This window comes from Paenibacillus maysiensis, assembly GCF_000520815.1.
GTDB classification, from domain to species: domain Bacteria; phylum Bacillota; class Bacilli; order Paenibacillales; family Paenibacillaceae; genus Paenibacillus; species Paenibacillus maysiensis.
In genome coordinates, this window is record NZ_ASRY01000074.1 from 1 (window position 1) to 25,633 (window position 25,633).

23 protein-coding genes are annotated in these 25,633 nt (G+C 47.9%); 15 read left to right on the forward strand and 8 right to left on the reverse strand.

Annotation, left to right across the window (positions count from 1 at the left end; translation table 11 throughout):
* A partial coding sequence (locus L696_RS28255) for a TIM-barrel domain-containing protein (protein ID WP_280740117.1) occupies nt 1-775 on the forward strand: 775 nt, incomplete at its 5' end.
* Between the two features lie 118 nt (nt 776-893).
* Here L696_RS28255 and L696_RS0104840 read toward each other — a convergent pair.
* The gene (locus L696_RS0104840; protein WP_025682634.1) at nt 894-1,844 is read right to left on the reverse strand and encodes a serine hydrolase domain-containing protein; all 951 of its coding nucleotides are present in this window, start codon (nt 1,842-1,844) and stop codon (nt 894-896) included.
* 217 nt (nt 1,845-2,061) lie between these two features.
* Here L696_RS0104840 and L696_RS0104845 point away from each other — a divergent pair, with 217 nt between their 5' ends.
* Together L696_RS0104845 and L696_RS0104850 are read left to right on the forward strand one after the other, a co-directional pair.
* Nucleotides 2,062-3,777 carry a methyl-accepting chemotaxis protein gene (locus L696_RS0104845; protein WP_025682635.1) on the forward strand — a complete coding sequence of 572 codons (1,716 nt, stop codon included), beginning with the start codon at nt 2,062-2,064 and terminating at the stop codon, nt 3,775-3,777.
* Nucleotides 3,778-3,867: 90 nt separating this feature from the next.
* The gene (locus tag L696_RS0104850; protein WP_025682636.1) at nt 3,868-5,178 is read left to right on the forward strand and encodes an MFS transporter; all 1,311 of its coding nucleotides are present in this window, start codon (nt 3,868-3,870) and stop codon (nt 5,176-5,178) included.
* Between the two features lie 71 nt (nt 5,179-5,249).
* On the opposite strand, the gene L696_RS0104855 is transcribed toward L696_RS0104850, so the two are convergent.
* The 3 genes from L696_RS0104855 to fsa all read right to left on the reverse strand — a co-directional run bounded on the left by L696_RS0104855 (nt 5,250) and on the right by fsa (nt 7,889).
* Nucleotides 5,250-6,449 carry an MFS transporter gene (locus L696_RS0104855; protein WP_025682637.1) on the reverse strand — a complete coding sequence of 400 codons (1,200 nt, stop codon included), beginning with the start codon at nt 6,447-6,449 and terminating at the stop codon, nt 5,250-5,252.
* A 1-nt stretch (nt 6,450) separates the two neighbouring features.
* Nucleotides 6,451-6,906 (reverse strand): MarR family winged helix-turn-helix transcriptional regulator, encoded by a 456-nt coding sequence (locus tag L696_RS0104860; RefSeq protein WP_025682638.1) that lies wholly within the window; start codon nt 6,904-6,906, stop codon nt 6,451-6,453.
* A gap of 335 nt (nt 6,907-7,241) precedes the next feature.
* Entirely contained in the window at nt 7,242-7,889 is a 648-nt protein-coding gene (gene fsa, locus L696_RS0104865) for a fructose-6-phosphate aldolase (protein ID WP_025682639.1), read from the reverse strand.
* A 184-nt stretch (nt 7,890-8,073) separates the two neighbouring features.
* On the opposite strand from fsa, the gene L696_RS0104870 reads away from it, so the two are divergent.
* Nucleotides 8,074-8,790: a CBS domain-containing protein gene (locus tag L696_RS0104870; protein ID WP_025682640.1), complete on the forward strand. Its 717-nt coding sequence runs from the start codon at nt 8,074-8,076 to the stop codon at nt 8,788-8,790.
* A gap of 35 nt (nt 8,791-8,825) precedes the next feature.
* Nucleotides 8,826-9,446 carry a TraX family protein gene (locus L696_RS0104875; RefSeq protein WP_025682641.1) on the forward strand — a complete coding sequence of 207 codons (621 nt, stop codon included), beginning with the start codon at nt 8,826-8,828 and terminating at the stop codon, nt 9,444-9,446.
* Nucleotides 9,447-9,534: 88 nt separating this feature from the next.
* Here L696_RS0104875 and L696_RS0104880 read toward each other — a convergent pair whose 3' ends face one another.
* The 3 genes from L696_RS0104880 to L696_RS0104890 form a co-directional block, all read right to left on the reverse strand.
* Complete coding sequence (locus L696_RS0104880) at nt 9,535-10,533, reverse strand: polysaccharide deacetylase family protein (protein ID WP_025682642.1); 999 nt, start codon at nt 10,531-10,533, stop codon at nt 9,535-9,537.
* 116 nt (nt 10,534-10,649) lie between these two features.
* Entirely contained in the window at nt 10,650-14,348 is a 3,699-nt protein-coding gene (locus L696_RS0104885; protein ID WP_025682643.1) for a non-ribosomal peptide synthetase family protein, read from the reverse strand.
* Nucleotides 14,349-14,485: 137 nt separating this feature from the next.
* Nucleotides 14,486-16,255 carry a methyl-accepting chemotaxis protein gene (locus tag L696_RS0104890; RefSeq protein ID WP_025682644.1) on the reverse strand — a complete coding sequence of 590 codons (1,770 nt, stop codon included), beginning with the start codon at nt 16,253-16,255 and terminating at the stop codon, nt 14,486-14,488.
* A gap of 468 nt (nt 16,256-16,723) precedes the next feature.
* Between L696_RS0104890 and L696_RS0104895 the strand changes: the two genes are divergently transcribed.
* The 10 genes from L696_RS0104895 (at nt 16,724) to L696_RS0104945 (ending at nt 24,481) form a co-directional block, all read left to right on the forward strand.
* Nucleotides 16,724-17,194 (forward strand): GNAT family N-acetyltransferase, encoded by a 471-nt coding sequence (locus L696_RS0104895; RefSeq protein WP_025682645.1) that lies wholly within the window; start codon nt 16,724-16,726, stop codon nt 17,192-17,194.
* A gap of 60 nt (nt 17,195-17,254) precedes the next feature.
* On the forward strand, nt 17,255-17,923 hold the full coding sequence (gene rpiA / locus L696_RS0104900; protein ID WP_025682646.1) for a ribose-5-phosphate isomerase RpiA: 669 nt from the start codon (nt 17,255-17,257) through the stop codon (nt 17,921-17,923).
* On the forward strand, nt 17,923-18,369 hold the full coding sequence (locus L696_RS0104905) for a VanZ family protein (protein ID WP_025682647.1): 447 nt from the start codon (nt 17,923-17,925) through the stop codon (nt 18,367-18,369). The genes rpiA and L696_RS0104905 overlap by 1 nt, the downstream gene beginning before the upstream one ends.
* A 183-nt stretch (nt 18,370-18,552) precedes the next feature.
* Nucleotides 18,553-19,011, forward strand: coding sequence for a MarR family winged helix-turn-helix transcriptional regulator (locus L696_RS0104915; protein ID WP_025682648.1), 459 nt, complete (start codon nt 18,553-18,555; stop codon nt 19,009-19,011).
* A 364-nt stretch (nt 19,012-19,375) separates the two neighbouring features.
* Nucleotides 19,376-19,558: a hypothetical protein gene (locus tag L696_RS31780; protein ID WP_025682649.1), complete on the forward strand. Its 183-nt coding sequence runs from the start codon at nt 19,376-19,378 to the stop codon at nt 19,556-19,558.
* Nucleotides 19,559-19,611: 53 nt separating this feature from the next.
* Complete coding sequence (locus tag L696_RS0104925) at nt 19,612-21,324, forward strand: ATP-binding protein (protein WP_025682650.1); 1,713 nt, start codon at nt 19,612-19,614, stop codon at nt 21,322-21,324.
* Nucleotides 21,325-21,423: 99 nt separating this feature from the next.
* Complete coding sequence (locus L696_RS0104930; RefSeq protein ID WP_025682651.1) at nt 21,424-22,677, forward strand: MDR family MFS transporter; 1,254 nt, start codon at nt 21,424-21,426, stop codon at nt 22,675-22,677.
* Nucleotides 22,678-22,697: 20 nt separating this feature from the next.
* A complete protein-coding gene (locus L696_RS0104935; RefSeq protein WP_025682652.1) occupies nt 22,698-23,252 on the forward strand; it encodes a nucleotidyltransferase family protein in 555 nt (184 codons plus the stop codon).
* 42 nt (nt 23,253-23,294) lie between these two features.
* Nucleotides 23,295-23,717 carry a GNAT family N-acetyltransferase gene (locus L696_RS0104940; protein ID WP_025682653.1) on the forward strand — a complete coding sequence of 141 codons (423 nt, stop codon included), beginning with the start codon at nt 23,295-23,297 and terminating at the stop codon, nt 23,715-23,717.
* A gap of 125 nt (nt 23,718-23,842) precedes the next feature.
* Nucleotides 23,843-24,481: a GDSL-type esterase/lipase family protein gene (locus L696_RS0104945; RefSeq protein WP_025682654.1), complete on the forward strand. Its 639-nt coding sequence runs from the start codon at nt 23,843-23,845 to the stop codon at nt 24,479-24,481.
* Between the two features lie 119 nt (nt 24,482-24,600).
* Here the strand turns inward: L696_RS0104945 and L696_RS0104950 are convergent, their stop codons facing one another.
* On the reverse strand, nt 24,601-25,278 hold the full coding sequence (locus L696_RS0104950; protein ID WP_025682655.1) for a tetratricopeptide repeat protein: 678 nt from the start codon (nt 25,276-25,278) through the stop codon (nt 24,601-24,603).
* Nucleotides 25,279-25,633 lie beyond the last annotated feature (355 nt).

A 25,633-nucleotide genomic window follows, 5' to 3' on the forward strand; every position in this document is an offset into this window, starting at 1 on the left:
TGCGCCGGACGTGTACAAACGGTGGGTACAATTTGGACTCCTGTCCTCCCACAGCCGTCTGCACGGAAATGAATCGTATCGCGTGCCTTGGCTGTTCGATGAAGAATCGGTGGATGTGGTACGCAGCTTTACAAAGCTCAAATGCTCGCTGATGCCGTATCTGTATCCGTCCGCTGTGGAATCCTCGGTGAAGGGTTTGCCAATGATGCGGGCTATGGTATTGGAATTCCCGCAGGACCCAACCTGTGCAACGCTGGATCTGCAATACATGCTGGGCGATTCCATTTTGGTAGCCCCGATCTTTAATAAAGAAGGCAATGTGCAGTATTATGTACCGGAGGGCCAGTGGACGAATTTGTTGACGAATGAAACCGTAACAGGTGGTCGCTGGGTTAACGAGCATCACGACTTTACAACCTTGCCCGTGCTGGTGAAGCCGAACACGCTGCTGGCAATCGGTCATGAGGACAGCCGCCCGGATTACGATTATGCAGAACAAGTGGCTTTTCACTTGTTCGAACTGGGCGAAGGCCAGCAGGCTCGAGCGATTATCGTGAACACTTCAGGTAAAGAAGAGCTGACCGTTACGGCCAGTCGCAAGGATGCTGTGATAACGGTGAAGGCCGAGGGTGCGGTTAAACCATGGTCACTGGTACTGCGAGGGATGCACGAGGCTATCCAAGTCGAGGATGGCAGCAGTCAAGCGGGAGAGCAGGGTGTGACCATTGCACCAGCCTCAAGCGGACAGCAGGAGCTTACCATTCACTTGGGATAGGTCATGTACACTCTCGCTTACAAATAAAATTCGCTATTTTGTTGTATAACGATTGTATTGCAAAAAGAGGCTTGCCTGATTCAACGGGCAGGCCCTTTTTTTGCTTTGGAATTGCCGGTTATCCTTGCTGGAGAAGCATCGGAACAACGTACTGCCTGAATATATCCACAGGAGTCCGTTTCTTTTTGAACTTGTCAGCAGTAACGACCACCACCATGTCATAAGACGGGACGACAACAATGTATTGACCGCCAAAGCCGAGCGCGTAATAATAGTCCGTTTCAGTGCTTTTCTTCGTTTCGTCTGAAAAGGAAGAAGCCCACCAGTGCCAGCCGTAAAAGGCTTTTTGGGGTTTGGCCGTCGGAAGGAGCGCACGGGTGGAGTGCCGGACGGTCTCAGCTTGTATGAGCTGACGGCCTTCACGGCTTCCTTCGTTCAGGTACAGCAATCCAAATTGGAGCATGTCCATGGGTTTGAGACGCAGTCCAAAGCCTCCTGTATGAGTGCCTTGCGGGTCGGTTTCCCAGTGGTAGCTTTCGATACCCAGCGGTTGGAATAACTGCTGCTCGGCAAATTCAGCTACCGCTTGTCCAGAAGCATGACGCAAAATGGTAGCCAAAAGCTGGGAGCAGCCGGAGTTGTACTCCATTCGTGTGCCTGGTACATCAGCCAGTGGCTGTGACAGCACAAATTGTACCCAGTCTGATGTTCGGCTCATCGTCGGAAATGAATTTTGCCCGCCAAATTCAGTCCAGTTAAAGCCCGCGGACATCGTTAACAGATGTTCAATCGTAATATCACGTTTTCGCGTATCGCTGTCCTCGGCAATCTGGGGAAAAAAATTAAGGATAGGCGTGTCCGGCTGTGGTACGATTTGCTGATCCATTGCGATGCTGACTAGTGCGGCAACCACGCTTTTGGTGCAGGAGTTTATTTTATAGAGTTCATTCGCGAATTGAGGTTCACGGTAGTATTCCAGCATAATGTTCCCCTGCTGAACGATCAGACAGCTACGAATTTCCAGCTCCTTCAGTCCACGAACAAGCGGTGTAAGTTCCAAACTACTCAAGTAAGTCCCTCCTTGACATTTATACTACATAAAAAAATAGTATATCATTTTTAAACTGCTTCTTCAGAAAATGAAGCTGGCTTTTTTGGTTCATAATATTGTCACAAATACATTGAGAAATCTATACACTTTTCTTGTTTCGTTCAAAAACTTCTCTAATTTAAACGATATATAGTAAGTTGGACATTTTATTCAGACATAACTGGGGGACCGATTCATGAATTTAACAATCAAGGCCAAAATGATTCTTAGTGCACTGCTTATTCCGGGTGTCATTGCAGCTATGCTGCTGACAAATTACATTCTGAGTGTGCACAATGAGAACGAGTATAAGGATATTATGAATCGTGAGGAGACCATTGTATATAATTCAAAATCTCTTCAATTTTTATTGAACGGAATATCTAATGACGAGCGTGGATATTTGCTAACCCGGGACGAACAGTATGGTAAAGAGATCGAAAACAAGCAGAGCGAAATCGAAAAGCTGCTACGGGAAACGGAAGCTTTGGTCGATACGAGTAATGGGGATATAAACAAAAAGATGGATGATCTGAAAACGGGAGTCAATGCCTATTTTAACCATGTCCATGGCTTATTGAATACAGCGGGTTACCGGAGTACTAAGGACAAGTTCCCGCCATTTTCGGATTTACTCGATGTGTTTGAAAATGAACGGGTTCAACGAAAGCAGCTTGATGTGAAGATGATGGCGTTCGTTAAAGCTCAGGAGGACATGGTAAAGGCGAAAATACAGCACGCGCACCAAACCATGACGAACACAACCTGGATAACGAGTATTGTGGGTTGTCTGATCATCATTTACAGTATTGCACAATCAGTTATTTTGATTCGTTCGATCCGGCCGCTGCATCACATGAATGAACAATTGCTGGAGATGTCGGAGGGAGGGGGAGATTTGCGTAGCCGCCTCGATATTACATCCAAAGACGAAATTGGCATGATTGCCAGCTCGTACAACAAGCTGATCGCGGGCTTTCGCAATATTATTGTGGATGCTCAGGATACAGCCCGTACGTTATCTGTGACCGCCGAGCGGGTAAGCCTGAGCACTGAAGAGATGAACCAGGCCAATCGTCATACTTCCAGTGTGATGGAGGAGCTTGCAACTGGTATGGAGCATCAGGTCGATGATATTACAAGCACCACCGATACAGTGAAGGAGCTTGCTGACGGACTCAACCATATTGCGGTGACGAGCCAGCAGGTATATGAGCTAGCTGATACGGCTGCCAGAGATGCGCAAGCAGGGGAGCAATCCATCGGTCAAGCGATGCGGCAGATGAAAAAGGTCAGCGAAAGTGTAGATAGCTCTGCTCGTGCTGTACGTCTGCTCAGTGAACAGGCTGAACAGATTGGAATGATCGGTTCCGTCATTACCAGTATTGCCAAGCAAACAGGAATGCTGGCGCTTAATGCGTCGATTGAAGCCGCCAGAGCAGGAGAACAGGGCAGGGGATTTGCTGTCGTAGCATCTGAGGTAAGAAGGCTGTCTGATCAGGTATCCGTTTCAGCAGCGGAAATTACACAATTTGTACAGCATATTCAGGACCATGTTGGTCATGTAGCATCAACGATGCAAGCCGGAACGGTTGAAGTTCAATCAGGCGTGAAGATTATGGAATCGGCTGAAACGGCATTTCGTCAGATTGGCGGCTCCATTCAGCAGGTTAGCGATCAGATACACAGTGTAAATCGCTCTGTGGGACAGATGTCTACCGGATCGGGGCAAATGGTGGAAGCCGTAGAGCGTATCCGTGAAGTAGCCGAGCAGTCCGCAGGCGGAACCCAGAGCGTCAGTGCAGCCGCTGAGGAACAGCTGGCTTCCATGGAGGATATCGCTTCATCCATTCATACGCTGGCAGAAATGTCGAAATTGCTGAATACAAGGGTTGGAGGATTTAAGGTATAGATGTATGAAACCGCACCAAGGTAAACACAATAACACCTGTTGAACCATTTTGGACAGTTATGTTATTACTTTTGCAAAGGTGGTAACGGGATGCAACAAAATAAAGGGAATCTGCTTGCATTAGGTTCCATCCCGCTGATGATGACGTTAGGCAATTCCATGCTGATTCCTGTTTTGCCGGAAATCGGACGCAAGCTACATGTCAGTTCCTTTCGCATTAGCATGTTGATTACGGTATATGCAGTAGTTGCCATTTTGCTGATTCCAATAGCGGGATATCTCTCCGATCGATTTGGTCGTAAGGCCGTGATTGTACCCTGCTTGATCCTGACGGTGATTGGCGGGGGAATTTCTGCGGTGGGGGCATGGCTGCTTCATGATCAGGCAGCGTACTGGACCATAATTGGGGGACGGTTGCTTCAGGGGGTCGGAGCAGCGGGGGCTTTTCCCATTGTCATTCCGCTCGTGGGGGATTTGTATGAGAACGAGGAAGAAGTCAGCAAAAATCTGGGTGTAGTTGAGACGTACAATACATTCGGTAAAGTGCTAAGTCCGATACTTGGTGCGGCATTGGGAGCAGTTCTTTGGTTTTTGCCATTGGCGGTGATTCCGGGCCTCTGTCTGATTTCACTCATTTTGGTGCTTTGGCTGATTCATGCGCCCAAACGTAAGAACCAACCAGTTACGGTTCGGGAGTTTGTGGGAAATGTGAAGCAGGTGCTTACCGAAAAAGGACGCTGGCTATATGCTATTTTCGCCGTGGGTGGCATTTGTATGTTTGTCATTTTTGGCGTCCTGTTCTACTTATCTGACATACTGGAAAGTCGTTACAACCTTCGTGGAGTCTGGAAGGGTTTCGTGCTGGCGATTCCGCTGGTTTCTCTCTGTCTGTGTTCTTATATTGGAGGAAAGATCATCGGTAAGCACAAAAAACGGATGAAATGGATCGGTTTTGGCGGGTTGGCCGTGTTGACGATCAGCTTTGGCATTCTCGGATTTTTTCAACATATTTATGCGGTGATCGGACTGTTTACATTGGGGGGAGCCGGAATTGGACTGGCACTGCCTTGTTTGGATGCCTTGATTACGAAAGGGATTGAAAAAGAGGAGCGCGGAACGATTACCAGCCTGTACAGCAGTATGCGCTTTGTCGGGGTATCGCTAGGTCCTCCGGTTGTATCCTTGCTGATCGGAAGCAGTGGGCATGGTCTGCTCTTTGGCGTGATGGCCGGAGTGGGCGGAATTGCGGCTCTGCTCATGCTGTTTGCGGTCAAACCGAAGCAAGATGAACCCTCAGACGAAAAATCCGGTGAACATATGAACGCCACTGGAGGGCTGACAGATATATCACGAAAAAAACCGCTTTCTTCCAAGTTGAGACGCAAAACCCCGGCAAAGTAAAAGCGAGCCTAAACCAAAGAGCACCCGATTCCATGAAGCCATGGTGTTGGGTGCTCTTTTTTGAAATATGCTTACCCCTCGATAGGGACACGTGTCTTGGGCCTGCAACCTACAGCGATCTGAATAATATAGATGAGCAGGAACAATACGATAAACAGCGAGGAAAGGCGATACATCCACGCATAATCGCTGGCTTTGGCGATAATACCAAGAATAAGGGCACCGGCAGCTACCCCGAAATCGAGGGAATTTAGAAACATACCGTTTGCCATGCCCCGCTGCTTGGGCGACACAACCTGAATCATCCAGGTTTGCAAGGTCGGCTGCATGACACCAAAACCGATACCATAGCAAAGAGCGGACAGATACATGGAGGCGTCACTATGCGCGTAAGAAAGCAGGATAAGACCGCCGATCAGGAACAGGGCACCGGGGATGAGCAGCGCTTTTGCTCCTTTTTTGTCATAGATACGACCCGAGAAGGGACGTACGATCAGGACGGACAGCGCATTAAACAGGAAAAAATAAGCCGGATGCGACAGATTCGCTTCATCCCCGTAAAGCGCCATAAAGCCGAGCAATCCGCCGTACGTAATAGACATAAGCATGTTCAGCAAGGCTGGAATCCAGAGCTTGCGGTTAAATGCCGGTTTTCGTCCTTCTTCCAAAGGAACCATCGGCGGCTCAACATGTCCTTTCGGCAGGGTACGAATCAGCCAGTAGGCCAGCGGGAAAATAACGACAATGACAACTGATGTCGTATATACCAGCAGATGAAAGCTGCCGTATTGCAGCATCGAAATACCGATAGTCGGGCCAATAGACATCGCCAGGCTGGTGGACAGGCTGAAATACCCCATTCCTTCACCGAGGCGCTTGGCGGGAATGACATCCGAGGCCATTGTCGGAAATGCGGTACTGCTCATACCGAAGCCAATCCCGAACAGCATGCGCATGAGAAGCAGTACCGTAATTGTCGGTGAAACGCTGTATCCAAGCGTGCCCGCCAACGCGAACAGCAGACCGATGAAAATCAGGGTGCTGCGATGTCCTTTTTCCAGCATACGGGCTGAAAAAAGCCGGGCCGCAATCGCGCTTAATGCGAACAGCGTCGTAACGAGGCTGATCTGGACGGAACTGGCGTGGAATGTATTTTTTACATACGAAGGAATGGAAGACAGGATCATCTGTAATTCGAGAAATAAAAATAGATTGGATACCGTTAAAACGATAAATTCCTTGGTCCAAAGAGGTTGCTTGCCTTGTTGCATGTTAGTCGGTCTCTCCTTGTTTCTCTGATTCGGTCATGTTAGCGTGAATGTGTAAAAGTGTCTGGCGGAATTGCTCCATATCAGCAAAGGTAATTCCTTTTACAAAATCATGGTTGGCGTCACGTTCGACAGGAAGGGTTTCCTCTACAAGTTGTCGGCCTGCTTCGGTCAAATGAAGCAAATAAGCCCGACGATCCTGTGGACTATTCACACGGCGAACCCAACCCTTCTTGTCCAACAAATCAATAATTCGGGTCGTAGTCGGCTGGTCCTTGACGGCCTTGGCCGCAATTTCTTTCTGATTTAGGCCCTCGGCCTGATAAATTTGATACAGCACCGACCATTGCTCAGGGGAAATATCAAAAGGTTTAAGGCGCTGCATAAGCTGCTGGCTCATCTTACGGTGGGTAATGCCGAGCAGCATGCCGATGGAACAATCCGGGGGCAAGTTATTCATGAGTAGCTTCCTTTCTGTTTTCCGTACATAAATTAATTCAAAAATAAATTAATTGTTAAAACAATTATATGTAAAACAAGTTGTTTTGTCAAAAAAAGTTGTTCACCGATCACTATGATCTGGACCTGATTTGGAGAGAGGAGTCATGGATAATGCGATTATAACTGCATCACCATGATAGATGCTGTCATCACTCAGAATCAATTTCGGGAGGTTCTGAATCGAATAACTTCGTGCCTGAGCGCTGGAGAAAATGATGCGGAGGCACAAAAAACAGCCCGCAATATACGGGCTGTTCGGGTTTAAAGCAATATACTTTTGCCGTTTCGGGCGAATTAGGCTTTAGGTACAGTTTCCCAGTCCTTCAGGAAGCGTTCAATACCGCTGTCAGTCAGTGGGTGTTTCCACAGAGAAGGAAGCAGGGAACCTGGAATGGTGGCAATATGCGCACCAGACAGAGCAGCATCTTCCACATGCTTGATGTTACGGATGGAGGCTGCAATGATTTCGGCTTTCAGACCATAAATGTCCAAAATCTGTCTCAGGTCACGAATCAGCTTCATACCATCAACGGCGATATCATCCAGACGTCCTACGAACGGGCTGATAAAAGTAGCGCCAGCTTTGGCAGCCATCAAACCTTGAGCCGCGGAGAAAATCAGCGTTACGTTCGTTTTAATCCCGTTCTTGGTCAGCTCGTTACAAGCATACAAACCGTCTTCAGTCATAGGCAGCTTAATAACAACGTTTGGTGCCCATTTGGCAATCTCATAAGCTTCCTTGAGCATATCCTCGGCTTTCAAGCCAATGACCTCAGCACTTACGGGGCCTTCAACAATACTGCAAATCTCCTGAATGACTTCCTTGAACACCCGACCTTCCTTAGCGATCAGCGAAGGGTTCGTTGTTACACCATCAACCAGACCCAAACGTTCAATACGTTTGATTTCTTCAATGTTACCAGTATCCAAGAAAAACTTCATTTGCTTTCCTCCTCAGGGTTTTGTAATTCATAATACATATCACACACCATGCACATCAGCTAAATAAAAGGTGGCATATTGTACACGTTAAACTTATAATTAGTATGTATTACATACTAATTGTGACACATTTTAAAATTGAAAACAAGCGGTCTTTGATTAAGATTTGATGAATTGTCGGAAAATGCGGAAATTTACCGATCTATGCTCATCTATAATGTATACTACCCCATTCTATAAGGAGGTAATCATTATTCAACTGTCTGAAAGACAGCGGGAAATTGTTGATATTGTCCAGCGCCTGGCGCCTGTTACGGGGGATAAAATCGCTGAGGAGCTAGGGCTGACGAAACCGACCCTCCGTTCCGATCTTGCTTTGCTCGTCATGCTCGGTCTGGTAGACGCCAAGCCCAAGGTGGGATATTTGCCAGGACGTTACCCTAAATATGATAGTCATATCGGAACCATGCTTAAAAAGCTGACCGTGGCTGATGTGCTCAGTGATCCGATTTTGATTTCCGGTGACGCTACGGCTTACGATGCGGTACTGATGTTGTTTCAGCAAAATACGGGTACGTTGATGGTCACGGGAGAGGATCAGGAGCTGATCGGAATTGTTACTCGCAAGGATCTGCTGAAGGTGACACTGGGGCATACAGATCTTCACGCCGTTCCGGTAACGATGGCGATGACGCGACGGGCACAAATGGCGACACTTACTCCGGGTGCTTCTCTACTGGAGGCGATATCCAGGCTCGTTCGTCATCAGGTCAATTGCCTTCCGGTCATGGACGAGCAGTGTATGGAGACCTCCTCCATTCAGGCCAATGAATTGGTGGGTCGGGTTACCAAAACGGACATCATGAACGCTATTTTAAGCTTGACGGAAGAGAAGACGTAAAAGAAGATGTGGAACAAGAAAAAAGGGGGCCTTATATGTACTGGTTAGCCATGCTGACCATGCTGATTGATCATATCGGACTTGTATTTTTCCCCACTGATCCGGTCTGGAGAATTGCCGGCAGGCTTGCTTTTCCAATCTATGCGTATGCGCTGTATATGGGGTATGCCCGCACCCGGAATATGCGAAGCTATATGCTCCGCTTGCTCGGTATCGCCCTGATTTCTCAGTTGCCCTATATGCTGGCGTTCGATGTGTACAGGCCAAACGTGGTCTGGACGTTGTTGACCTCGCTGCTGGCACTGACCGCCGCGTCCCGCCTGAAAAATGGAGCGGCTATGGCAGGCTTGTATGTGCTGACAGCACTGGTCATGGAGCTTACCCTGATGGATTACGGAGCCTACGGGCTGCTGCTCATCCTCATTTATCGCTACACCCGCTCGTATATGATGGTTGCCGCACATTTTGCACTGAACGTCGTATATGACATGGTGCATCACGCGAATCTCCAGCATTTTAGTCTGCTGTCCACCATTCTTATCGCATGCTTCGCATCGGGGGAGAGTGGCTTTTATAAACGGGTACCGCGCTGGTTGTGGCGCAGCTTTTATCCGGTGCATCTGGCTGTTATTGCAGTCCTTCGCCTCTGGCCCTGAAATAAGCTCATAATCATCCTCAAAATTAGCAAAAGAACCTTTGAAACCACGAAATACATGGTTCAAAGGTTCTTTGTTATACCAAAGTTCAGGACGCTTTGTTAGGACCTTGGGCAAAAGGCAATGGCCGCTCTGGAGCGCCTTCCTTCATGTACTGCACCAATACTTCCGGAATATTGTGTATTCCGCCTGCATTAACACGATAGCCATTCGTTTGTCCAGGTGAGTTAATGCCACGCTTCACCGTGAAGGTAACGTCAATATCCAAGGCGCGGCAAATTTCCAGCGTTTCCTTGGTATATCCTCCATACGGAAAGGCAAGGACGTTGCGATCATTATGAAGATGCTTGAACAGCTTCTTGTCGGCGGTGTCCAAATCGTTGTAAACCCGCTGTTTAAATTCGCCCTCGGTTTCCATACGCCCCAGCTTTTTCGAATATACCGGACCCATGAGAAGCGGTTTTTCCTTGGTGCGTGCTACATTTGTGTATCCATACGCATGCTGGTCATTGGTGTGATTGTAAAAATCAACACCTTCAGCATGCATGTGCTGGATTTGTTCCCAGGTCAGTTTCGGAATACCGATGTGCTTGGGATTACTGATCGTGGATGTGATGAGAAAATTGGTTGCCGGTACACGGTACTTTTTCAACACGGGAAAGGTGTCTGTATAAAAAGATTCATAGCCGTCGTCGAAGGTCATGAGTACAGCATTATCGGGCACCTTGGCTTTATGCAGAATAAAGTCCGTATACTCTTTCATCGTGATCCAGTGGAAGCCGTTGGCTTTCATTTCATCCAGTTGCTTTGTCAAATTGCTGAGCTTGAGAGCGCCGGGATCGGGTGGAGTTTTGGTTACCTCATGGTACATCAGAACAATGACTTTGTTTTGGTAATATACTTTATCCGGCGTTGGCGTCAGAGAGAATAAATGTCGTACCAGCCGATCTGCATTAGCCGTACGTGTACGGTGGGTCCCTTTAACAACGGGTGGATGGTAGATGGCGCGTGCTTCGTACACTAGTATCCCTAAAATAGCTACCATGCTCATAATCAGCATCGTTCTTTTGAATATGACGTGTTTCATGTGATGACATCCCCCGCATGCAAAAATTCTAAAAGTGCAGATATGTAAACCAGATATCTATTAGCAAAATCTAGTCTATCATACCTAATACACGCGGGGGAAATATCACAACTTTGTTACCTCTGTGTTGCTTTTGTCGATACCGACGATGCGGCAGGGAAATAACCGATTTCAACCGCATGCTGGATCATGCTTTGAATAAACTCCAGATCGGTTGTCGGGCATTGCACACCGGCCTGATCCAGTAGAGCGGCGGTCACAGGACAGCCGTATCGGTAAGCCGAATCCTTGGCTCCGTCCCCTTCCAGTTGGCCCATAGCGAGGTGCAACGCATCCTCCTGAATGCCCGAAGACGGGGTCAGCAGCCAAGCGCTGTACTCGTCAAAAGGCATCGTTTTTACTGCGTATCCAAGCTGGTTGACCATAGCAATCAGCTTATCATACGGCAGCGGGTTCGGATTGCAAATATGGAAAATGCGGTTTGCGCTTTTTTGATGCACGGATAGCTCCACAATAGCGCGGCTCGCATAGTCAATCGGCGTGAAGTCCGTATGCCAATCAGCCTGTGGCGCTTTGCCTAGCAGCAGCATTGCCTTCATCATCCGGTAGTAGGCGTTACTATCAATATTGCGCTGGAAACGTCCGTTAGCCGAGTGGGCCGTCAGATTGCCTGCACGATAGATAGAGACAGGTGTACCCGACTGGGCCGCCTGGAACAGCAGCTTTTCCGCTGCGAGCTTACTGTTCGTGTACAGGTTGTCCACCTGTAGCTCGTCAGGGAAGGAGGACAGCTCCAATACGGATTCCCATTGTCCTTCATTCGCCAGATCCTCCGGTATGCCCATGGTTGAGACATGATGAAAAGATACCCCCGGCTTGGCCTGAGCAATTTTCAGCAACTCCAGCGTTCCGGTTACATTCGTACGGTCAAAGGCAGCCGAATCACCAAAATGGCGAACGTCAGCGGCGCTGTGAATAATACCGTCAATTTGATGCTCCAGCATATGGCGGTCAACGTCAGAGAGGCCGAGGTCCGTCTGCTCCAGATCACCGTACACCGCTTTGACCCGTCCTTCGATCAGGCTGGAAACGTCTGGTCCAAAATATCCTGTCAATACGGATTGAATACGTTCGATGCCGGATGGACCGTCCTGAGAAGGGCGTACCATGGCATACACTTTGGCTCCCGTCCGTTGAAGCAGGTCATAGAGAATATGCGAACCGAGATAACCTGTAGCCCCGGTCAATAACACAACATTCATGTCGCGCAATTCAGCTACATCCGCGCTGCCTGAAAGCTCTATAGGATGCTCATTCAGGTCTGTTTTTTCTTGTGTAACTGCTATCGTTTTGCGTTGAGGTGTTTGTTCCGTACCCAATTGCTCCACGTATTCGGCAAGCTCACGAACGGTTTTGTAGCGGAAAAAGTCTCCAATACGTAACACACCATAACGCGGCTTCAAAATAGCCAGCACATGAATGACACGAAGGGAGTTGCCACCGATCAGGAAGAAGTCATCTGTTGCGCCGATGTTGGTTTTGCCAAGTACCTGTGTCCAGGCTTCGGCTATAAGCGTTTCAGTTCCTTCACGGAGAGGTTCCCCGCCGTAGGAGCTGTCGGACGCCTCGGGAAGTGGCAGCAGGGCCAGCTTTTTGCGGTCAATCTTGCCCGTCGGTGAAATCGGCATAGCTTCCAGATGAACGACATGGCTCGGTACAAAATAGGAAGGCAGCTTGTCCGCAATATAAGACTGTATTACGTCTTGCGGAATGGACTGTCCGTCCGTAGTTGTGTAATAGCCAACCAGCATATTTTGATCCGTGTGATCCTTGACAGCTACGACAGACACGTCCTGAACGCCCGGATGCTTGGAAAAATGATCTTCAATCTCCCCAATTTCAATCCGGTTGCCCCGGATTTTGAGCTGTGAATCCTTCCGGCTTACGTATTCAATCGTACCGTCCGGCAGCAGCTTGGCGATATCGCCTGAGCGGTACATTTTTTCACCCGGAACAAAAGGGTTGTCCACGAACGATTGTGCCGTCCGTTCCGGCTGATGGAGGTAGCCGTGAGCCAGTGCCGGCGTAGCAATGCATACTTCACCGGGAATGTTAATCGGGCATAGCTTGTTATCATCGTTGACGATATAGACCTTGTAGTTATAAATCGGCTTGCCGATCGGGATGTTCACGACGTGCTCAGGCACAGCACCACGCACCCGGTGGGTCGTCGTTGCTACGGTGCATTCAGTCGGTCCATACACGTTCACGATGTCTGTATCTGTACCGAATTTGCTCTGGAAGGCCCGAACTTGTGAGCCGTACAGGGCTTCGCCTGCCACGGTGACAATTCGTACCTTGGCTAATTTGCGGTAGCCTTCGTCTGACAAATACGTAGATAGCTGATTAAAGAACACGGTTGGCAAAATGGTAATGATCGTCGTGCCTGTGCGTGCGATGGCTTCTGCGAATTCTTCAACAGACACGCGTTCCTCAGAGGACAACAGGTACAGCTTGGCTCCGTAGAACAAGGCTCCAACCGTATCCCAAACGGATGCATCAAAGCTATAGGTGGCGAATTGAGTCAATACATCCTGAGGTGTAATATCGCAATCGCGCTGTACGACAGCCCCCAGGTTCACGACGCCCCGGTGAGCAATCAAGGCACCCTTCGGCTTGCCTGTCGAGCCGGACGTATAGATGACATAAGCGAGATCATCCGGACCTACGTTAACGTTCGGATTGCTTGCGGCATAGCCTGCCAGAGGCCCGTTGTTAATGGCCAGAATTTCTTTGACCGTCTCAATGGAGCCGCATAGTTCAGCCGCTTGCCCGACGAGTGCAGAAGTCGTAAGGACGAAGGGAGAACGCGTGTCCTCGACGATGTAGCTGCTCCGGTCGGCTGGATGGGCTGGATCGACAGGCACATATACACCCCCGGCTTTCAGAATACCAAGCAGGGAAATGACGGTTTCCAGGCTTCGCTCCATGAAAATGGTCACGAATTCGCCTTTTGCCAGACCTCTGGACAATAGCACGCGTGCAACTTGATTGGCGCGTTCATTAAGCTCACGGTACGTATATTCTCCGGCGTGGGAAGCGATGGCCGGACGATCCGGGTACTGCGAAGCGGCTTCCTCGAACATTCCATGAATGGTCTGATGCTCAGGATACTTCACAACTGTTTTATTTAAGGCTTCATAGGCTGTCCGATCTGCTTCGGATAAGATGTCAACCGAATTGACAAGGGCATGGCTGTTGGTGAGTGCGCCACGCAGAAGAAATTCAAAATATTCTGTATACCGAACAACCGTTGTTTCCAGAAGAAGTGATTCATCATACCGAATCTGTATTTGGTAAGTGCCGTTGTTCTCACGGATCACCCAGTCCATGATACGAGGCTCTGTATCTTCATTGACCAGCAGATTTACCGAAAACGAGGTATCCGCTTGCGGGTCTGCCAGATAAGCCTGGGGCTTATGGAGCATTTCCTGAAACAAGTCTGCCAGCTCATGGAAATTAGTATTATTTTCTATTGTTAGTGAAGCTGTGAGTATACCGGATTGAGGCACGAAAGTAGAGAGGGAGATATCTTCTTCTGCGGACAGACGATACAGCCATGCTGCATATACTGACAGAAGCATGGCATGTTGTTCTTCCGCTGACGTTTGCTGATGCAACAGCTTCGAGATGCTTGGTTCTAACTCTACCTGATAAGTAGAGTATGTATGTTTGCGTTGCAGACGTGAAAAATCCAAAGGAACCAGGAATGGGGATGGCGCTGTTTGTGTACTGTTTTGTAGTAATAAAACCATTACGCTTACCTCCTGAACATATGATGTCGTAATATGAATGCTAAAGTCAGTAAATGCCTCCGATCCCGTCAAATGCATGAATAGGAGGGAGGCACTACCGAACGACTTACTTATTGAATAAGTTCCAAAGTAGATAATTATGATTTGGTGCGGTTAGGGTCTGCAATTTTGAAATAAGAAGTAATTTCCTGAAGCTCTTCCGACATGGATGACAGCTTATGGGATGATTCAATGATGGAATCCAGAGAAGCTTGTTGTTCATCAACCGTTTGTGCAATATGAATGCTGTTGTTAGCTGTTTTGCTTACGGTGGAAGAAAGATCATCTGCTGTCGCCGTCATTTCCTGCGTACCGGCGGATATTTCCTCGGTAGCGCTGGATACTTCTTGAATTTGCCATGCCACCGTTTTGATTGCTTGAAGAATGTTATTGAACAGCTCGCCTGCTTGTCCGGCTACGACGATTCCGCTCTGTGCCTCAACGTTACCTTGATCCATCGATTTCACAGCCTGACCGATTTCACTTTGAATCTCTTCGATCAGCGGCGTGATTTGTTTCGTTGCATCCGCTGTTTGTTCTGCCAGCTTGCGTACTTCGCTGGCAACCACGGCAAAGCCTTTACCTTCCTCACCGACACGCGCTGCTTCAATAGAAGCATTCAAGGCAAGCAGGTTTGTTTGGCTGGAAATGCCTGAAATCGTACCGATGATATTACCAATTTCCTGTGAACGGTCATTCAGTAACTTGATAATACGGGATGTATTCGTAACTGTATCGGTAATCAAATGCATTTGTGAAGAAACTTTGCCCATGATTTCGTTGCCTTCATTAGAACGCTTCTCTACCGAATTGGCTTCCTCTGCAACGGTGGCGGAACTGGCGGCAATATTTTGGATAACCGAGGCCATTTCAGCCATGGCCCGTGCGCTATCGCCCGTTGCCTTTTCCTGTGCACGGATATTTCCCGTAATTTCATTGATGTTCTGATTGATGATGTTCGAATTGATTCCGTTTTGTTCGCAGATTGCGAGTAATTCCTTCGCCGATTCATTCACTTCATCAGTTGTCAGCTTCACTTTGGTCATAATGCTGTTAATATGGCTTACCATATCGTTGAAGTTTCTATTCACAACGCCCAGATCGTCTTGCCCTGCTTGAATTTGAACGTCCAGATTTCCACGGCTTACTTCACTGATACCGTACATCAGTTGTTTAATAGGGGACAGCGTACGCTTCACGACCCAATATTGGAGCGCCAAGCAGATGAGCAGGAAGATAGCCAGAATGGTAGCACCGCTGATCAGCAGCTTGGTCAAACCGGCAGGTACAGCGCCTGCATCTGCATCGACAGCAAAATATGCAAAGATTTTGCCACTTGAATCTTTAAGCGGATACGTCAAGGTTGTCCACGTACCGAAGCTGTCATCATAGAAACTGGTAAACGTCGGTTTTCCGGTATCCAGCATATGGCTTACGCCTTCTGCGACAACAGAGGGTTGTTTGTACATAGCGCCGACACCCAATTTATCTTTTTCGAATGCTTCTCTCAGAGCGGTAGGCATCGCTACAATAGATGTCTGGTCACCGTCTTCCAGCTCGGTTCCGAAGATATAAGCCTGAGAGATATTTGGGTTCGTCGCTGTGATGTTATCCAGATAAGTGCGTAGTTTGGCCTGAACGGGACCATCATAACTTTTTTCCTGAACGGCTTGGGTTACTTCATTTACATTAATTCCCTCAGCCCACTTTAATGTGATTTTTTCCACTTGCCCATGCAATTGGTCTATCAAAATCGTACGTTGGATCAAATAACTGGACACAATAAGGACTAGCCCAATCAATACGATGTTGAAGAAAGATAATAATAAGTTCTTGGTGAAGAATGATAAGCTACTCCACTTTTGCAAAATGTTCCACTCCCTGGTTGTAATTTTTGTATATTGGTGTTGAACCGCTTATCGAATGAGATAATTTAGTTCCCCTTACAAACATATTAATTAAGGCAATAGACCTCTTGAAGTTTTGTTAATAGGTCTTTAGTCCTTTTTAAATAAGTATGTATCCCTATATATATGTCGTACGATAAGCCCTTGAAATGAATACCTAGCCCAATAAAAAATTAATTTTTACCGGGTAATTCCTGTGCGTGCTTCAGTATATTCCATTTTATACTTCAACTTGAAAATGAAATTCATTTCAGGCTTTAAGAAGGTATCCAATAGAAACCATCATACTTTATAATAGAGTCAAATGCACTTGTCAATTTGGGACATTTTTCATATTTGGCGTTACAGATGCTTGATATGCCGCGGTTTTTGCGGGTTCCTTGCAAAATGAGTCAATATAGCCACGACATAGGAAGAGGGATGAAGAGAATGTCCAAGCTTACGATTGTAAAGGTTGAAAGTGATCACGCAGATCTGCATGAATTGATTCAAAGTCTGGATGAGGATTTGCTGAAAAGGTATCCTGCTGATGAAATTTACTTGGTTGATTTTTCCAATCCGAAAGTTAAAGAAATGATTTTCGCTGTTGTGTATTCGGATACAAAACCGGTCGCTTGCGGCGGACTTAGGCCTATAGATGCGGAAGAGATGGAGCTTAAGCGATTTTATGTCGATTCTTCTTATCGTAGGCAAGGCATTGCCGTCAGTCTGTTAGCTTTTCTGGAAGAAGAGGCCCGTAAACGAGGCACTATAAGAATCAAGCTGGAGACAGGGGCTGCTCAACCTGAAGCCATTGCTCTCTATACGAAGCAGGGATATGAGCCTATTGAACGATTTGGTGAATATGAAGAGGATGAAAATAGTCTTTGTTACAGTAAGAAGCTGACAGTGTCTTTATAAAACGTTTTTATATAAAATGAATGATGAACCATACTAGCCTATATAGCGGGAGTGATGATAATGAATTTGAAACAAAAAGCAGCTGAAAAAGCAGTAGAAGCCATTGAGGACGGCATGAAAGTAGGACTGGGCACAGGCTCCACAGCTTATTGGGCCATTCAAAAAATAGGTGAGCGTGTGGCGCAAGGCTTACATATACAGGCTGTAGCTACTTCCCAAGCTTCGGAGGATCAGGCCAGAGAACTGGGAATTCCCATCGTTCCATTTGATCAGATTGGACGACTCGACGTAACGATTGACGGAGCGGACGAGGTGAATGAGCAGCTTGTTCTGGTGAAGGGTGGAGGTGGAGCTTTACTGAGAGAGAAAATCGTGGAAAGCAACAGCAACCGGCTAATCATTATTGTGGACGAGTCCAAAGATGTGAAGGTACTGGGTGCATTTCCATTACCAGTCGAAGTCGTACCCTTTGCCAGTGAATGGACGTTGGAGGCATTACAGCAGACAGGCTGCCGGGCTGAGTGGCGAATGAAGGACGGGGAGCGTTTCCAGACGGATAACGGCAATTATATTGCCGACTGTCGTTACGGAACCATTGAAAACCCGCAAGAGCTGGAAATCCAATTGAACCAAATTCCGGGGGTGGTCGATAACGGACTGTTCATTAATATGGCAGACCAGGTTATTATCGCACGGGCCAATGGACAGATTGACGTTCGAAACAAGTGATGCCTAACGCTCGTCTGCTTCGCAATGTAGCCTTTGTGGTATTCATTTTATATACGGGGCTGTTATTATATTGGATGTTTCTTGGTTTTGGGCGTACATTACGACCGGGTCCTCCATATTCATATAATATCGTTCCGCTGGATACGATCGGGCGATATATGAGGGCGGCACAGTCGCTTCCTTTTCGGGTGTGGGGTGTCAATTTGTTCGGTAACATCGGAGTCTTCGTCCCGTTTGGCATCCTTCTGCCTATCATTTGGGTAGCCTTACGCAGATTAGGCAGCTTGTTGCTGACCGTGGCGGCCGCGCTTATAATTCTTGAAGTGTGCCAAATGCTGCTCGGCGCAGGCACGATGGACGTGGATGATGTGATCCTGAATGTACTGGGAGTGCTTTTTGGCAGGGTTGTTTACAAGCTACTACGAAAGAAGTTGGAGATTGAATAATGAAAGCCCTGCTCTCCCGGAAGGCGCTTCTTGTGCCGATTGGGGTCGGGCTTTTTTACATAATAGACTGTAGTTTTCGCATAATACAACTTCGTAACCAGGGGGATAAAAAGGTTGAACTTGACAAAAGTTTGCAATTAATATATCTTTGAATAAAGATATAAGTAACGGAGGCTTGTTAATATGTCAGTAAAACCAGATGATCAGGACTTGGCGCTTAACTTGTTTGTTGTGCTGGCTCGCGCCTATAATTCGGTCACATCCCGTACGAATCGGGATATTCATAGTCATGGATTGAACACAACGGAATTTGGTGTACTTGATCTGTTATATTATCGTGGACCGCAGCCCTTGCAGAAAATTGGTGAAAAGGTGCTGATCTCCAGTGGAAATATTACGTACGTCGTAGATAAACTTCAGAAAAAAAAGCTGCTCACCCGGCGTGCATCACAGGATGATCGGCGTGTGATTTATGCAGAACTGACTGACGAGGGACGTCATTTCTTTGAGCAAATATTTCCGCAGCATCATCGTGTTATTATGGAGACAGTGGACGGCTTGTCCGTGCAAGAGAAAGAACAGGCCATTCATCTGCTAAAAAAGCTGGGACTAACGGCTGAGGGACAGAAAAGTAACAACTAATAAGCTGTAAATATCCGAGCTAAATAGGCTTATAAATAAAATACCGGTTTTCCGGTATTTTATTTTTTTACACGCATTCTTAGGCAGCGGGGTTAATGTAAAGGCGGAAATCAGGTATAATTGACAAATAGTCACACTCGGATGTTCCCTCAGTTACAGTCTATGGATATAAATACGGCCTTGTCGGGAAAGGAGCTGTACATGAGTATACAGCAATATACCGCAGGTGAATGCATTTCCGTCATTCGGATAAAACGATGGTGCTGATGCATCTGGATTTGGGGATACAGTAAATTGGAAAAAAGGGGAATACGCCTCTTTTATTACGAATGATAATTCGTTAGCGGCTGATGTGGGTCAATATTTGGAGTATTTACTCGCAGGTAACCGCAGACAGGCTGCTACATGTCATGTGAGAATTATGGTCGGTGGTTTGCCCTTTAATCTTGATCCGTGCTTGTGGCAGGAAATAGGGGCGGACGGCTGTGCACCTGATGCAGAGGAAGCGCTGGAGGTAGCAGAACACCTGCTGTCGTCCAGGGTGTGAGGCAGTTTAAAATATTTGTAACCAGGAGTCATTGGGTAAAGGGGGCCTTTTATATGAAGGAACCGGCAGCAGAAATGGCTGTCCTGCGGAAAACGATTGAGCAATTAAGAGATGAGATTGTGAAAAGCAAGGCTGAAGAAGAAAAGATGCTGAATGAATTTTCAGCGATGAATAATGAGCTTGTCAATTTGCAGCGTCAGCTTGCCAAAAGCAATGAAGATTTAAAGCGGACAAAGGAAGAAGCGGTACGGGCGAATGACTTGAAAAGCACCTTTCTTGCAGTGGTCAGTCATGAATTCAGGACTCCGATGAACGGAATACTCGGGATGATCGAAATGCTGGGCTCATCCAGGCTTTCCCCGGATCAACGGCAGGCGATCAGTGTCATACGCGAATCGGCATCTTTGCTGCTAAATATGATTAATAACCTCCTTGATATATCCAAGGTGGAAGCGGGACAAATGGAGCTGGAGATCGGGAGCGTCAGGGTTCAGGCGATTATGAGCCACGTTGCCCAGTTGTTGGAGCCGCAAATCTATCAGAAGGGAAATCGTCTAAGCATAGAGGCCGATTCCGGCGTAGCAGACCATCTGGAGGGAGATTCCGCACGGATCATGCAGATTTTGCTCAATCTGCTGAACAATGCCAATAAATTTACGAGCGATGGATTGCTAGTTGTTCGAACGAAGCTGGTAGAAGAAACAGAAGATTCCCAGCGTATTCGGTTTGAGGTGCAGGATTCAGGCATCGGGATTTCACCGGAGGATCAGGTCAAGTTATTTCAGCCCTATGTGCAGGCAGGGGAAGGCAGCTCTTCACAATATGGAGGAACCGGACTGGGGCTATGGATATGCAGTTCATTCGTTGATCTGATGAAGGGACAGATTGGAGTCATCAGTGAGGAAGGTCAAGGCTCTACGTTCTGGTTTGAGGTTCCTCTTGTCAGGGGAACAGGGCAGGCAGACGAAGTGAAGGAGCATGAAAGCGCCGAGCTGACAGGGCTTGGTGAGTGGCTGCGTGAGCATAGTCATTCCCTCGCTATTCTGGTAGCCGAGGATAATCGGGTTAATCGTCAGGTGGTCGAGTTACAGCTTCGTCACTTGGGATTCCAGCATATTGATTTCGCGGAGGATGGAGAGGCTGCCGTAAAAGCGGCCTCTCAACGGACTTATGCTTGTATTTTGATGGATCAACATATGCCCATCATGAATGGTATTGATGCAGCAAGGGCCATTCGCCAGCGTGAAGCGGTGGACAAGCTACCCCCGGTGCCAATCATTTCTTTGACAGGGAACGTGTCAGAGGAGGATAGAGCGAGGGGCCGGGAAGTTGGGGTGAACGACTATCTGTTGAAGCCGGTAATGATCGAACGACTGTCTGAGAAGCTCATCCAATGCCTTCCCATGGCCGCTGCCGAGCCTATCCTTAATGAAGAAGTTATTCATGAAATTATGCTGCTGGACGAGGATGGCAGCATGGGATTGCTGGCTTCACTCGTAGAGATGTACACCAGTGATACACCTGCTAAAATAAGCACATTAATTGAACTGGCTACTGCGGACGAATCAGCAAAAGTAGTGGAGGTTGCTCACGAGCTGAAATCAGGTAGCGTGAGTCTGGGAATTGGGCGTTTGTCCACGTTATTTTCCGATATTGAGCAGCTTGCACGGGAGAACCGACTTGAAGCTGCACAAGAGAAGCTGGCTGCCCTTCAGTCTGCTTATCAGGCAACGTGTAGGGAACTGGAACGATATATCCGTCAGTAACCGTTGGAATTTTCCCTGTTAGACTTGCACACAGATGGAAAAGCTGTGCGCAAGTTTTTTTCTGGAGACAGGGCGGAGAAGGAGACATAGATAACAGATATGAAAGAACAGTTTCGTTCGATTCACCCACTGGCCTGGACGATTATTGCGGGTACTATATTTGGTCGGATGGCGACATCCATGAGTATCCCGTTTTTGTCCATTTATTTGACTACCCGATTGGGGGTATCCCCTTTTCATACAGGGATGATCGTATCGGTCAGTTCATTAGTTGGCATTTTTGCCAGCTTTTACGGTGGATATATTTCCGACCGGATCGGACGACGTAAAGTGATGCTGGTGTCCATCGCCAGTTGGGCACTTGTATTCGTGGCTTTTGCGTTGGCTGAAGCGGCTTGGGCCTTTTTCGTCATCAATGCTCTGAATGGACTGTGCAGATCCTTGTTCGAGCCAACCTCGCGGGCGCTGTTATCAGATGTAACCCCCAAGGAGAAAAGACTGCTCATCTACAATATGAGATATGCGGCGATTAATGTAGGTGTGGTGGCAGGGCCATTGCTTGGTTTGATGTTGGGATCGGCATCCTCGGGTACACCGTTTATGGTAGCGGCTGGTGTGTATGCGTTGTACGGGGTGTTGCTGTTGATCCAATTTACTCGGTATGCATCAGATCTGCATTCAGGGACAACGGCGGGAGAGGCTCCACTGCGGATGGGCGAGGCGTTCCGTACAGCCAGCCGTGATCCGGTGTTTATGCCGATTTTGCTGGGGACGGTATTTTGTGTGATGGGCTATGCTCATTCCAATTCCACAATGCCTCAATTCTTGTCCTTATCCTTCGAGGAAGGGACCCGGTGGTTTACATACATGCTTACAGTCAACGCGGTGTGCGTATTGGCTTTTCAATATCCGCTGGTACGACTGGCAAGCCGTTTTTCCCCGGTGAATTCCTTGATTGCAGGAAATATATGTATTGCAGTCAGCCTGTTGCTGTGCGGTATGTTAAATTCGGGCTGGATGTTTATACTGGATATGGTGCTGTTTACAGTGGGGGAAGTACTGCTGTTCACGATGCTGGATGTATTAATTGACCAAATTGCAGATGCTCAATATAAAGGGACCTATTTCGGTACGATTGGCTTTAATAATCTGGGTAGCGTGCTTGCTCCATTGTTTGGTGGCTGGCTGCTGGATACCTATGGTCAAACAGCGCCGCTTGCCGTTTTTGTTCCGGTTGCGCTGTCGGTCGTGCTTGGCATTCCGTTCCTGCTAGTCGCACGCCGCCGTCTGGCGCAGCGTACAGCCCGGATCGCAGCTCAAGGAGGGGAGTCCGTGCAGCAACTGTCATCATAAAAAAGGGAGCTGAGTGCAGGATGAAGTCGGAAGAAGATGTGCTACGAATCATACAATATATGAATGATCCGCAGGTGCTGGAAGACTTGCGCTATGTGCGAGAGCTGAGGCTGCCGCAAGGCTGTATTGCCGCAGGTTATGTACGTAATCGGGTATGGGACAAGCTGCATGGTTATACGACTCCTACGCCTTTGAATGATATAGATGTTATTTATTTTGACCCAAAAAATACGCTGGAGGAACGGGATGAGCACCTTGAGCTGTCTTTGAACCGCAAGCAGGCGGGACGCAACTGGTCTGTCAAAAATCAGGCGCGGATGCATCTTCGCAACGGGACAGCTCCTTATGCTTCGGTAGAGGATGCGATGAGCCGCTGGCCGGAGACGGCTACAGCGGTAGCGGTTAGATTGAATGACGAGGATCAAATGGAGGTCGTTTGTCCGCATGGATTAAAGGATCTGCTGGATATGCGGGTACGCCAAAGTTCATTGTTCCGCCATACGACGGCTTTTCGTCAGCGTGTATTTGAGAAGCAGTGGCTGGATAACTGGCCGTTGCTTATGTTGGAGAACTAGAGTGTAATTCCCATTTCAGGTTATAAGGAGAGACGATGAACCATGTTTAAAAATATAAAAGCAGATTCGGATCGTGAGGAGGTTCTGGAGCTGCTAACCTACGCCGTGCTGGATCATCCTGAACGCGGAGAGGCAGCTTTACGTACTTACCAAGCTTCGGATGACTGGAAGCTGTTCGGTGTGGAAGATGAAGGACTTATTGTAGGTATTGTCGGATTTAAGGAGCAGGAGGATGGAACAACTGTAATCCGGCATCTGGCCGTGTTGCCCGAAAATCGTCATAGAGGATATGCCAGAGGTATGCTGCTTACCCTCATTCAGGAACGTAATCCAAAACGGCTCACCGTGGATACGGACGCGGAAGGGGCAGACTTTTTCCGTAATGTGGGCTTTGCCGTATATGGGTCGGAGGACTTGTCCGAGGGCGGGCAATTTCATTGTGTGTATGAAATGGACGAAGAATAAGCGAATCACGGGGTCCCGCGTCTCTTTTTTTACATAAGATATGTTATGTCGGGAATTGACATCATGCTCATGTAAAAGTTGAAGTGCCTTTGGTTGCAAAGGCATTAGCGGGGAGGTGGGTTCCAATGGGTTACCACTACACAGCTATAGGAGATTCATTAACGACAGGTGCAGGGACGCTGCTGACTAGCGGATTTGTGCCTACCTATCGACGAATGGCGGAAAAACGTCTTCGTACTCCAGTCAGTTACGAGAATTTGGGGATCAACGGACTGACATCGCAGGAGCTGCTGGCGATGGTACGCAACAATCAACTCTTTCGGTCGGCGTTGAGCCGGGCTGAACTCATAACGGTGACGATCGGCGGGAATGATCTGCGCCCATACGCCAGCGCTATTGCTGGAGGCTCCGGTTCGTCTGCGTCGTCCATTCCGCAAGCACTGAACCGCACGAAAGAACATGTACGCCAAATCGTACATGCCCTGTATCAGATAAAATCCGGCCAGCGTGAGCCATGTATCATTCGGATGGTAGGGCTGTATAATCCTTTTCCGGGCGTGAGGGAGGCGGGGATATATGTGCGCCAATATAACTCATTTCTCGCTACGCTGGGCGGTCCGAATTACCGGGTGGCGAACATTTACCCTGCGTTTGAGGGCTACGAACGGGAGCTGCTCTCGCTGGATCGGGTGCACCCGAACAGCCGCGGCTATCGCGTCATTGCCGAGGAGCTGGATCGGCTTGGCTATGCGCCATTGCGGTGAGCGTAGAAGGGTATGTGCAACAGATAAAAGAGGTCCATCATGGCAGTAGTATCTGACCATAGTGGACCTCTTTTTTGCTGCTTTTAAGCCAGAAAAGCCGTTCAGATAAAATATCCGTCTTAGCCGATGAGTTTACGGAATAAGCTGCGTACAGCCCACTTGCGCTCACTTCGTTTGCGGTATTTGGGCAGAGAACGATAGACGGCAATCGACTGGTTAAAGGCTGCCGTGGCCTCATCCTTGCGCCCCAGCAAACGATACATCAGGCCTGTCAGATAATAGCCCTCGCTGGAGGAAGACTGAATCTCCTGAAACTGTTGGAGATAATGCAGCGCCTTGCTTATGTCACGTTCCTTGAAAGCTGCGGCTAAATGCAAATAAGGCTCACCGTATTGCACCCGTGGGTTAATATCCAGTGCTTTCAGTAAATGCGGTTCTCCACCTTCGATGTGGCCCGTATGAACCTCAGCCGTTCCCCGTGCATTCCAATAATCGGCGGAACCCTCATAGCGAGACTCAATGCCCCGCAGCAATTCCAAGGCCTGATCGTATTTCTTGCTCTCGATCCAAATACGAGCCAAATCGAACTTGGCAGCCACATCGTTGGCATTTAAGGCAATCTGTTGACGCAGCCGGGCAGCATTGCGCCTTCTTTTCCATGGCTTGCTGATGCTGGGTAATACACCGACAAAGCTGCGATCCAATATATAGATCACAATCAGCAGTACGAGTAACGCCAGAAACGGGTTGCCGAGCAAGCTCCATAATAGAGAGAAAATTAAAAATTTCCCGATCATTCTGCTCCCATCCTCCTGTACATGTAACGATCCATACTTTCCACATTATAGCATAGGGCCACTTTAAAGGTCATTAGCATGGCGAGGCTTCGAGGGAGCGTAAAACAGGCAGTGTGAAGTAGTTTGTTCATTTATGATGTTCGATGTACATTCTTACCAGAAAGGCGACTTTGGAACGGTGGTAGCTCTCTAACTTGGTAGGGTACTTGTACGTGCTTTTGAGATAACAGTGGGCACAAATGAATGCACCTTTGGACATAATGATAGATTCGGTTGAATGGCAGAGTACACAACGTTCAGGCTTATGCTTGTAAAAATGGCTTCTTCGCTAAAGTGAATGTTAGATGTCTGTTTA